The following is a 10,065-nucleotide window of genomic DNA, read 5'->3' on the forward strand; positions in this document are numbered from 1 at the left end:
GTGCGACAATTCGTAGGGGCTTCGCAGATGAAGCGGCAACGGCCAAGTGCAAGCGTCGACTGGATGCCTGCGCGACCTCGAAATCAGGCAGCAGACGCGGCCGAATTGCGGGCGGCAATGAGCGACCGGTGAATCCCGCATTCCATCGGCGTGCTGGCTCGCCGTACCAACTGCAAGCCGAGCATCCTGCTACGATTTGAGCGCACGCTGACGTTGCCGGTGCGAACGGCCGGTCGTTCAATCGGCCGGGACCCTTTCCTGTCGCTCTCCGCTGGCTTTTGCGATGAAGCTGCGCCAACCGCCATAGGCCGAAATGTCGATCGCTCGTGACAACCCGGCGGTTTCGACCAGGAAGCCCTTGGCCGATGTCCCGTCATCGAGCTCGATTGTGCCGATGCCGAGCGGCGGCGGGATCGCGGCCACGAAGCGTCCGAACGCGTCTGGTGAAAGCCGCCAAACCTCGACATCGATCGACGTCCCGTTGCCATCGGCAACACGCACGAGCCCCGGCTTCGGCACGGATTGGCCGGCGAGTGCGTAGAGCTGATAGGAAGCAACCGTCCTGGCGGCTCTGCTCAATCGCGCGCCAAGCGCGCAGAGCTGGCCATTGAGCGGCATCCCCGACAAATGCGCGCCGACGACCACGAGCTCGATCATGCCGTCATCGACGTCAGGGGTCTTGGCGACGCAGGCAGGCATTGCCCAACCAGTCGCGCCAAGGCCGAGACCGCTGGCTCGATGGACATCACGGGCGAGCGCCGCCGTCAGGGCGTCCTTGCCGGCGGCAGCAAGCAAGGTAACGCTCATCGGCAGACCGTCGCGCTTGCCCGTCGGCACGGCGATGCCGCACATATCGAGCAGATTGACGAAGTTGGTGTAGGTGCCGAGCCGGCTGTTGGTGACGATCGGATCGGCCAAAACAGTCTCCAGCGAATAGTGCGTCGGCGCCGTCGGCACGCAGAAAAGGTCGACCGAGGCGATGACAGGCGCGAGCCTGGCCTTGTGGGCCTGCAGCGCATAGAGGCCTTTGAAAGCATCCGCCGCGGAAAGTTTTCGTGCGCCGCCGATGATTGTGCGCGTTACCGGGTGCATGGCTGCTTCGCTCGCTTCCATGAAATCCGCAATCGCCGCATAGCGCTCGGCCACCCAGGCGCCTTCGTAGAGCAGGTTGGCGGTAGCGTAGAAATCGCCGAAGGGAATTTCGATCAGTCGGCAGCCGAGCTGTTGCAGCGTCCGCAGCGCCGTTTCGAATCCAGCCTGCATGGCCGCGTCGCCAAAAAATTCCCGGTCCGCTTTTGCGGGAACCCCGACGGTCAGCGCTGGTGGACGCGGACCAAGCGGCGGCGCCGCGATAGCGCGCGAATAAGGATCGACGTCATCTTTGGCCGTCGCGGCCCTGAAGACGCTGTAGGCGTCATCGACGGTGAGCGCGAATACAGAGACGCAGTCGAGCGTGCGGCAGGCCGGCACCACGCCGGTGGCCGACAGCGCGCCGACGGTCGGCTTCAGCCCGACGATGTTGTTGAGGCCGGCGGGAATGCGGCCGGAGCCTGCGGTGTCGGTGCCGAGGGCGAAAGAAACGATGCCGTGCGCCGTCGCCACGGCCGAGCCGCACGAGGAACCGCCCGGCACCAGGTTCGGATCGATCGCGTTTCTCGGGATCGGATAGGGCGTGCGCACGCCGACGAGGCCGGTGGCGAATTGGTCGAGATTGGTTTTTCCGACGACCAGCGCGCCGGCCGCCCTCAGACGCGCGACGACGGTGGCGTCTTTCGACGGCAAGTAGGCATATTCGGCGCAGGCGGCCGTCGTTGGCATGCCGGCGACATCGATGTTGTCCTTGACCGCGAACGGCATGCCCCACAGCGGCTTTGCCACCGGATCGAACCCGCCGAGTGCGTCGGCTTCGGCGAGCAGGTCCGCCCTGCTCGCCAGATGGATGAAGATGCCGGGATCGTCCGCTTTCGCTATGCGCTGAAACACGGTTTCAATAATGGTAGTGGCCGACATGCCGGTTGCATAGCTCGCGTGCAGGCTGCCGATATCGAAGCGGATGTCGCTCATTTCGTCTCGTCCAGAATGATCACCGGCAGATTCCACTGGATCAGCACGACGCAGCCGTCTTTCGTCCACACCGAATGCTCGGTCCCGACCGGGTTCAGGATCACGCTTCCGGGAAGATAGTCGCCATTCTCGTCGCTCTGGGTGCCTTCCAGCACAACGATGGTTTCCAGTGCGACATGACGATGGCGCGGCACGCCGGCGCCGGGCAGATAATTCAGGATCGCGACGGAGGGTTCGGCCGGTCCGCCCCTGAGCAGCCAATGCACCGTGATGCCTTCGCGAAAATGCTCGAATGCCAGATCACGCCAGCCCCCATGGATGAGAGCCGGGTATGCAATGTTAGGCATCGGCAATTCCTTTGAGCACCTGGTCCGTCATCGCCGTCCAGCCGACGATCGCGCCCTGCGCCCTGATCATGGCCAGCGCGGCCGCCTTGAATTCCGGAAAATAGCTCTCCGTCGCATCCTCCGCCAGCAGGCATTCGTAGCCGCGGTCGTTGGCCTCGCGCATCGTCGTCTGCACGCAGACTTCCGTCGTAACTCCGGCGAAGACGAGCTGCTGCACGCCGAGCCGCTTCAGGTCCTCGCCGAAGCTGGTAGCGTAGAACGCGCCCTTGCCGGGTTTTTCGATGACGATTTCGCCAGGCAGCGGGGCTACCTCGTCGAGGATCGCCGTTCCCGGCTCGCCGACGACCAGCACGCGGCCCATCGGACCGACATCGCCGATTCGGATCGACGGATTGCCGCGATTGCGCTTGGCCGGCGGCAGGTCCGAAAGGTCCGACCTGTGGCACTCCATCGTGTGGATCACCGGCAGGCCGGCGGCGCGAAATCCCTGGATCAGCCTTTTGACCGTCGGCACGATCGCCACCACCCGGCCGACGTCATTGCCGAGGCTGGCGCCGAAGCCGCCCGGCTCGGCGAAATCGCGCTGCATGTCGATGACGACCAGCGCCATCGCCTCAGGCTTGAAGGCGAACGGAAACGGCAGCGCGTCGATCTCCGCCATCAGTGATGTCCCGCCATATGCTCGCCGATCGTCTGCACGCTCGCCTGTGCGATCGGCGTCTCATAGACCAGCGCGCCGTCGGACATGACGAAGATGCGGTCGGAGAGCTCCAGCAGTTCGTCGAGGTCCTCCGACATCAACAGCACCGCGGCACCAGCGTTGCGTGCCCGCATGATACGGGCGCGGATTTCGGCGACGGCGGAGAAGTCGAGGCCGAAGCAGGGGTTCGATACGATGAGAAGATCGACCTCGCCGGTCAGTTCGCGGGCGAGCACCGCACGCTGCACATTGCCTCCGGAGAGCGACGAAATCGGCGAGGCGAGCGAGGCTGTCTTGACCTTGAACTGCTCGACCAGCCGCGTCGCATAGTCCCTGATGGCGCTCATCCGGATCCAGCTTATCGGCTTGCCGGCCTCGTTCAGGTCGAAGGTCCGGAATGCCATGTTTTCCGCCACCGTCATCCTCGGCGCGCAGGCATTGCGCAACGGTTCCTCCGGGATGAAGCGCACATTGAGCGTGCGGGCTTCAGCGCGGCTGGCGCCGTAGGGCGATCCCTTCACCAGAACGTCGCCGGCATCACGCGTACGCTGTCCGGCAAGGACTTCTAGAAACTCCTTCTGGCCGTTGCCGGAAATGCCGGCGACACCGACGATCTCGCCGGATTTCACATCGAGCTCGACGATATTGATGGTTTTCAGGCCGGTGCGGTCGGGCGCTTTCAGCGCCTTCACCGTCAGGATTTGCCTGGCGCCGACCGGCACTGGAGCGCGGCTGTCGAGCGCGGCGATCGGCTGGTCACTGATCATCATCGCTGCCATCTGCTTGTGAGACAAATCCGATACTTTCCCCGTTCCTGTCAGTCTGCCCTTGCGCAACACAGTGATGTCGTCGGCAAACGCCGTCACCTCGTGGAACTTGTGCGAGATCATCAGCACGGTGAGATCGCCCGCCTTGGTCATGCCGCGCACGAGGCCCAGCACTTCCTGCGCCTCGCCGGGGGTTAGCACCGACGTCGGCTCGTCCAGCACCAGAAAACTGCGGCCGAGATAAAGCTGCTTGATGATTTCGAGCTTCTGTTTCTCGCCGGCGGCGAGTTCGGCCACCTTGACGTCGAGCGGCAGCTTGAACGGCATCCGCTCCATGAATTGGGCAAGTGCGGCGCGCTCCTTGCGCCAGTCGATAATCCCCGGCACCTTTTCGCGGGAAATGACCAGGTTCTCCGCACCTGTCAGCGACGGGACCAGGGTAAAATGCTGGTAGACCATGCCGAGGCCGAGCGCCGAGGCGTCCTTCGGACCGGCGATCCCGATCTCGCGGCCGTCGACCAGAATGTCGCCGGCGGTCGGGTGATAAAAGCCCATGATGCATTTGACCAGCGTCGACTTGCCCGCGCCGTTTTCGCCAAGCAGCGCATGAAACGATCCCGCCGGCACCTTGATGGAGACGTCGTCCAGCGCGGTGAAGGCGCCGAAACGCATGCTCATGCCGATCGTCTCGACGCCAACCGCTCTTTTGCCGCGATCACTCATGATCGAACCTCATGGCAACTGGGCGACGAAGGACGCCGAATTGGACACCGCGCCGAACACGCCGCCTTGCATCTTGATCATCTTGATCGCAGCGAGATGGTTGTCGTAGTCGGTCGCCCCGCAGCAATCCTCCAGCATCACGCATTCGAAGCCGCGGTCGTTGGCTTCTCGCATCGTCGTGTGCACGCAGACGTCGGTGGTGATGCCGGTCAGCACGATGTTTTCGATGCCGCGCTGGTTGAGGATCAGTTCCAGGTCGGTGGCGCAGAACGAGCCCTTTCCCGGCTTGTCGATGATCGGCTCGCCTTCGGCCGGATAGAGGTCGGGGATGATGTCCCAGCCCGGCTCGCCGCGCACCAGGATGCGCCCGCAAGGTCCGGGGTCGCCGATGCCGGCATTGATGCGGCGCGAGCGCCAGCGCTTGTTGGCCGGCAGGTCGGCGAGATCGGGCCGGTGGCCCTCTCGCGTATGAATGATGGTGTAGCCCTTCGCCCGCATGGCAGACAGCACTGATCTGATCGGTTCGATCGGCGCCCGCACCAGCGAGAGATCGTAGCCCATATGATCGACATAGCCGCCCGGCCCACAGAAATCGGTCTGCATGTCGATGATGATCAGCGCCGTGTTGTCGGGCCGAAGCTCGCCATTGTAGGGCCATGGATAGGGATCGGCATCGATGTAGCGCTGCGTGACCTCGGCTCTGGCGGTCATTGAGAAAAACTCCAGTCTGGAAACGTCATTTGGTGATCGACAGTTCGCCCGGTGCGCCGGCCAGCGAACGGCTCGGCGACGAGGTGGCGATCATGATAACGAGGGTGAGAATGTAGGGTGCGGCGTAGAACAGATAGTAGCCTTGCGTGACGCCGACCGATTGCAGCGCCGGCCCCAGCGCGCCGGCCCCGCCGAACAGCAGCGCGGCGGCAAAGCAGCCGAGCGGGTTCCAGCGCGCGAAGATGACCAGCGCCACCGCCATCAGCCCCTGGCCCGACGAGATGCCTTCGGTCCAGCTGCCGGGATAGTAGAGCGACAGATAAGCGCCGCCGATGCCGGCCAGCGCGCCGCCGATGCCGGTGGCGATGAGGCGCACCGTATTCGGGTTGAGGCCCATGGCGCGCGCGGCATCGGAACTGTCGCCGACCACGCGCAGGATCAGGCCGGCCCGGGTGTTGCGGAAAGCCCACCACAGGAATACGGCAAGTGCTGCGCCGATCAGGAACAGCACATTGATGTTGAGCGCCGCCTGCACCTGCGGAACGTCGGACCAGCCGCCAAACGGGATGGCCGGCAGGTCGGGCGCCGAGGGCTGGATGAACGGTTTGCCGAAGAAGAAGGCGAGACCCGAGCCGAACAGCATCAGCGCAATGCCGATGGCGATGTCGTTAACGCCACGGAATTTGCAGATCCAGCCGTGGAACAGGCCGAAACAAAGACCGGCCGCGGCGGCGGCCAGCAGGCCGAGCCATGGTGAGCCGGTCATCACCGCGACGGCATAGGCGGTCATCGCGCCGAACACCAGTGTGCCTTCGAGACCGAGATTGATGCGCCCCGAACGCTCGGTGATGGCTTCGCCCAGCGACACGAAGATGAAGGGCGTCGACACCCGGATGGCGCCGCCGAGCATGGCGAGCGGAACGCCCCAGAGGCCGATCTCGGTTGCGCCCATCAGGCAGTTCCCTTCAGGAGATCGGGCCTCTTCAAGAGATCGCCCCTCTGCCAGAGGTCGGGATTGAAGGCCTTGAAGCGGCCGTAGAAGGTTTCGCTGAACAGGATGACGACGAAGAGCATGCCCTGCAGCACCAGCACGGTGGCGTCGGGCAGGTCCATGCGGCGCTGGATCAACCCGCCGGAGGCGTCGATGCCGCCAAGCAGGAAGGCGACCGGGATGATGGCGAGCGGATTGTGGCGGGCGAGGAAGGCGACCAGGATACCGGTATACCCATAGCCGGCGGCGAGCGAGGCGTTGGCGCTGCCTTGCACGGCGGCGACTTCCAGCATGCCGGCAAGGCCGGCAAAGCCGCCGGCCAGCGCGGTGAAACCGACAATCAGCGGTCCAACGGCAAGTCCCTGCACCTGGGCTGCCCTGACATTGCCGCCAGCGATGCGGGCGGCGAACCCCCAGCGGGTCTTTTCGATCAGCAGCCAGGACAGAATGCAGGCGATGATGCCGACGACCAAGCCCCAATGCACGTCCATGCCGGGAATGTTGCCGATGCGGTAGGCCTCAGCCAACGGCTCGGTCGACGGTTTGTTGAGCGAGGCGGGATCGCGTAGCGGTCCTTCCACCAGATGGTTCATCAGGGCGATGGCGATATAGGCCATCAAAAGGCTCGATATGGTTTCGTTGACGGCACGGTAGTGGCGTAGCGCGCCGACGGCACCGATCCAAATGCCGCCGGCGGCCAGGCCCGCCACGCCCATGGCAAGAATAACGAAAAAGGCGGGGGCGCCGCTGGCGGCCACGCCCATGGCAGCCGCGGCAACGCCGCCCAGCACGATCGCGCCTTCGCCGCCGATGACGACAAGGCCGAGCCGGGCCGGCAGCGCCACGCAGAGCGCCGCAAGCAGCAAGGGTGCGGCCCGCGACAGCGAGTTCTGGACCGAGAACCACGAGCCGAAGCCGCCGCGCCACATCGTTTCATAGAGCTGCGCCGGCGATTTGCCGACCAGCGCGATGAACAGGCTGAACAGGGCCATGCCGACAATCAGGGCCGCGAGCGGGATGACGAGGGCTTCCGCCCGCCGGGCGATCCATTCGAGCGCCGTCGGATAGCTTTTGGCGCCGAGCATCACTGGCACGCTCGCGCTGCTCACGGTGTCTGCCATGGCCCCCGTCTCCGATCCATGCTCAAGCGGTCGAGCCGACGACACCCTCGACGAGATAGTCCATGCTTTCCAGCTCGATCGCGGCTTCGACGAAGGTCTGGCCCTCGGTTGCGACCACGTCGCCCTTGTTGTTCTTCAACGGCCCCTTGATCACCGAAAAGCCGCCCTTCATCATTTCGGCGAGCGTGCCGTCGAACTGTGCGCGCGCCGCCTCGCTGACGGCGGGGCCGAGCGGGCTCATCTTGACGAAGCCGTCGGCCAGTCCGCCGCGCGTGAAATTGGGCAGCGGCTTGCCGGCCACGAGGTCGTCGACGAACATCTTGTAGACCTTCGCCCAGTTCCATTCCGCGCCGGTCAGATATTTTTCCGGCGCCAGCGGGCTCTGATTGGCATGGTAGCCGCAGATGAAGGCGCCGCGTCCCGCCGCCGTTTCGACCACCACTTTCGGGCTGTCGACATGGCAGGTGATGACGTCGGCACCCTGATCGACCAGTGCATTGGTGGCTTCCGCCTCCTTGACTGCCAGCGACCATTCGCCGGTGAAGATCACCTGGCAGGTGATGGCCGGGTCGACCGAGCGTGCGCCGAGCAGGAAGGAATTGATGTTGAGCAGGACCTGCGGAATGGGCTTTGCCGCGACGAATCCGATCTTCTTGGTCTTGGTGGCGTGGCCGGCGGCGACGCCGTTGAGATACTGGCCCATGCCGATATAGCCGAAATAGGAACCGGCATTCATCGGATGCTTGTCCTTGTTCCACATGCCGCCGCAATGGCGGAACTGCACGTCGGGGAATTTCGCGCACATGGCCAGCATGTGCGGATCGAAATAGCCGAACGAGGTCGGGAAGATCAGCGAGGCGCCGTCGAGGTTGATCATCGATTCCATCGACTTCTGGACATCGACCGTTTCGGGGACGTTCTCCTCCTCGACCACGGAGATGCCCTCGATGGCCTTCAATGTGGCGGCACCCTCGGCATGCGCCTGGTTATAGCCGTAGTCGTCCTTCGGTCCGACATAGATGAAGCCGACAGTGACGGCAGCGGCGAACGCCCTGCTGATCGGGAATGACGCCGAGGCCAGGCCGAGCGCCGCTCCGGCGGCGGAGGTCTTGAGCAGCTCGCGGCGGCTAAGTATGAATCTCTCGGTCATGTGAATGCTCCCTGTTGGACCCTTTCCGGGTCGATTAATCCCCTTCTCGTAAAAGTGCATGCAATCGCCGTGCCAGTTTAAACGCTGGATTTATCCAATTAAATCAGTTGGCGGGCTGATTAGTCGTGCTCAAGCGAAAGGCAATTGCATACACTTTTTGCCTTTCAATTAGCCAGTTTGACAACCAGATTAAAATAAAGGCATAGAGGGGCGCCCGAGTCGAAACGAAAAAGACTGGACGGAGGAGAATTGTCGGGGAAGCGCAGCTTGATCAGGTCGGGCACGACCGTCGATCAGATGGTGAGGGCGATCGGTGACCGGATCGTCACAGGCTTCCTGCGCCCCGGAGAAAAGCTCGACGAGGCTTCGCTCGCTGCCCGTTTCGATGTGTCGCGCACCCCCGTCAGGGAGGCGCTTGGCCGGCTGAGCGCCATGGGGTTGGTCGAAAGGCGGCCCAACCGCGGCGCGACCGTCGCCGTGGTGACGCAGGAGCATCTTGCCTCGATGTTCGAGAGCATGGCCGAGCTTGAAGCGATCTGCGCGCGGTTCTCGGCCGAGCGCATGACCGCCGGCGAACGCCGCGCGCTCGAATCCGAGCACCAGGCATCGGCGCGCCTCGTGCAATTGGGTGCGGAGGAGGACTACGAGTATTTCAACACCGAGTTCCACACTCGGCTCTATCGCGGCGCGCACAGCAAGCACATCTATGAACTGACCGTCATGACACGCAGCCGGCTGGCGCCGTTCCGGCGCGCGCAATTCATGCTGCCGGGGCGCCTGGCCAAATCCTGGCAGGAGCATGACGTCATCGTTACCGCAATCATGCGCGGTGACGGCGCCGCCGCAGGGCAAGCAGCCAAGGATCACGTCTCCATCGTCAGCGAGGCGAGCGCCGTCTTTGCCGCGGTCGACCCGATGAAACCGGCGGTGGATTCGATCGGGATGTCTTCCTAGTGGACAAAACCTGACGCGTGGTACCCGAAACGGAATACCGTTTTGACCCCGAGGCGACCTATGTCTTGCGTGTAGCGAATGGCCGCTTCGCGCCTGATGTCGGTCGTTGGACTGATTGTGGCCGCCATCCAGGAGCGGACATCCGTCGCCTAACACCCTGATCGACCAGTGCATTAATGGCCTCCGCCTCCTTGACCGCCAGCGACCATTCGCCGGTGAAGATCACCTGGCAGGTGATTGCCGGGTCGACCGAGCGTGCGCGTCACTTGCAACTTCACGAGTAGTGGAATGCCACGTGGTCAATATCGGTCCCCAACGTGAGCCCGTCTTCGATCTCGAATCGGCGGCGGCCATGCTCGAAGCCAGCGGCGACCACAGGGTTTTGAGCTGCCGTCGTTGTCAACAAACCCCAGCGGCGCTAAGCTCCACGCTGGGATCAGGCAATGGAAAGTACCGATGCCGGAGCAGATGCACGCCAGGTTTTCCTATCAGCTTGTCGCTCTGTTCTTCATCCTTCTTCTCGCCGCGCATCCCGCC

The 10,065-nt window shown here is 63.8% G+C and carries 9 protein-coding genes; 1 reads left to right on the forward strand and 8 read right to left on the reverse strand.

What is annotated here, in order from left to right:
• Positions 1-237: 237 nt before the first annotated feature.
• From atzF to AC0L2C_RS20880, 8 genes are read right to left on the reverse strand one after another with little or no spacing between them, the layout of a single operon-like run.
• Positions 238-2,064, reverse strand: a complete 1,827-nt coding sequence (gene atzF, locus AC0L2C_RS20845; protein ID WP_473524310.1) for an allophanate hydrolase — start codon at positions 2,062-2,064, stop codon at positions 238-240.
• Complete coding sequence (locus tag AC0L2C_RS20850) at positions 2,061-2,411, reverse strand: cupin domain-containing protein (RefSeq protein WP_473524311.1); 351 nt, start codon at positions 2,409-2,411, stop codon at positions 2,061-2,063. The genes atzF and AC0L2C_RS20850 overlap by 4 nt, the downstream gene beginning before the upstream one ends.
• Positions 2,404-3,072 (reverse strand): cysteine hydrolase family protein, encoded by a 669-nt coding sequence (locus AC0L2C_RS20855; RefSeq protein ID WP_473524312.1) that lies wholly within the window; start codon positions 3,070-3,072, stop codon positions 2,404-2,406. The genes AC0L2C_RS20850 and AC0L2C_RS20855 overlap by 8 nt, the downstream gene beginning before the upstream one ends.
• Entirely contained in the window at positions 3,072-4,601 is a 1,530-nt protein-coding gene (locus AC0L2C_RS20860) for an ABC transporter ATP-binding protein (RefSeq protein ID WP_473524313.1), read from the reverse strand. Before AC0L2C_RS20860 ends, AC0L2C_RS20855 begins: the two co-directional genes overlap by 1 nt.
• Positions 4,602-4,610: 9 nt before the next feature.
• A complete protein-coding gene (biuH, locus tag AC0L2C_RS20865) occupies positions 4,611-5,312 on the reverse strand; it encodes a biuret amidohydrolase (protein ID WP_473524314.1) in 702 nt (233 codons plus the stop codon).
• A gap of 25 nt (positions 5,313-5,337) precedes the next feature.
• Complete coding sequence (locus AC0L2C_RS20870) at positions 5,338-6,264, reverse strand: ABC transporter permease (RefSeq protein WP_287218069.1); 927 nt, start codon at positions 6,262-6,264, stop codon at positions 5,338-5,340.
• Entirely contained in the window at positions 6,264-7,424 is a 1,161-nt protein-coding gene (locus tag AC0L2C_RS20875; protein WP_128171896.1) for an ABC transporter permease, read from the reverse strand. Before AC0L2C_RS20875 ends, AC0L2C_RS20870 begins: the two co-directional genes overlap by 1 nt.
• A gap of 22 nt (positions 7,425-7,446) precedes the next feature.
• The gene (locus tag AC0L2C_RS20880; protein WP_287226232.1) at positions 7,447-8,574 is read right to left on the reverse strand and encodes a BMP family ABC transporter substrate-binding protein; all 1,128 of its coding nucleotides are present in this window, start codon (positions 8,572-8,574) and stop codon (positions 7,447-7,449) included.
• A 267-nt stretch (positions 8,575-8,841) separates the two neighbouring features.
• On the opposite strand from AC0L2C_RS20880, the gene AC0L2C_RS20885 reads away from it, so the two are divergent.
• The gene (locus AC0L2C_RS20885; protein WP_287226229.1) at positions 8,842-9,528 is read left to right on the forward strand and encodes a GntR family transcriptional regulator; all 687 of its coding nucleotides are present in this window, start codon (positions 8,842-8,844) and stop codon (positions 9,526-9,528) included.
• Positions 9,529-10,065: the final 537 nt, after the last annotated feature.

It is taken from the genome of Mesorhizobium sp. WSM4845 (assembly GCF_055811455.1).

What these genes read in the sequence shown, in the direction of transcription:
- atzF (WP_473524310.1), bottom strand. Translation starts at nt 2,064, where the DNA reads ATGAGCGACATCCGCTTCGATATCGGCAGCCTGCACGCGAGCTATGCA.
- AC0L2C_RS20860 (WP_473524313.1), bottom strand. Translation starts at nt 4,601, where the DNA reads ATGAGTGATCGCGGCAAAAGAGCGGTTGGCGTCGAGACGATCGGCATG.
- AC0L2C_RS20870 (WP_287218069.1), bottom strand. Translation starts at nt 6,264, where the DNA reads ATGGGCGCAACCGAGATCGGCCTCTGGGGCGTTCCGCTCGCCATGCTC.
- biuH (WP_473524314.1), bottom strand. Translation starts at nt 5,312, where the DNA reads ATGACCGCCAGAGCCGAGGTCACGCAGCGCTACATCGATGCCGATCCC.
- AC0L2C_RS20855 (WP_473524312.1), bottom strand. Translation starts at nt 3,072, where the DNA reads ATGGCGGAGATCGACGCGCTGCCGTTTCCGTTCGCCTTCAAGCCTGAG.
- AC0L2C_RS20850 (WP_473524311.1), bottom strand. Translation starts at nt 2,411, where the DNA reads ATGCCTAACATTGCATACCCGGCTCTCATCCATGGGGGCTGGCGTGAT.
- AC0L2C_RS20875 (WP_128171896.1), bottom strand. Translation starts at nt 7,424, where the DNA reads ATGGCAGACACCGTGAGCAGCGCGAGCGTGCCAGTGATGCTCGGCGCC.
- AC0L2C_RS20880 (WP_287226232.1), bottom strand. Translation starts at nt 8,574, where the DNA reads ATGACCGAGAGATTCATACTTAGCCGCCGCGAGCTGCTCAAGACCTCC.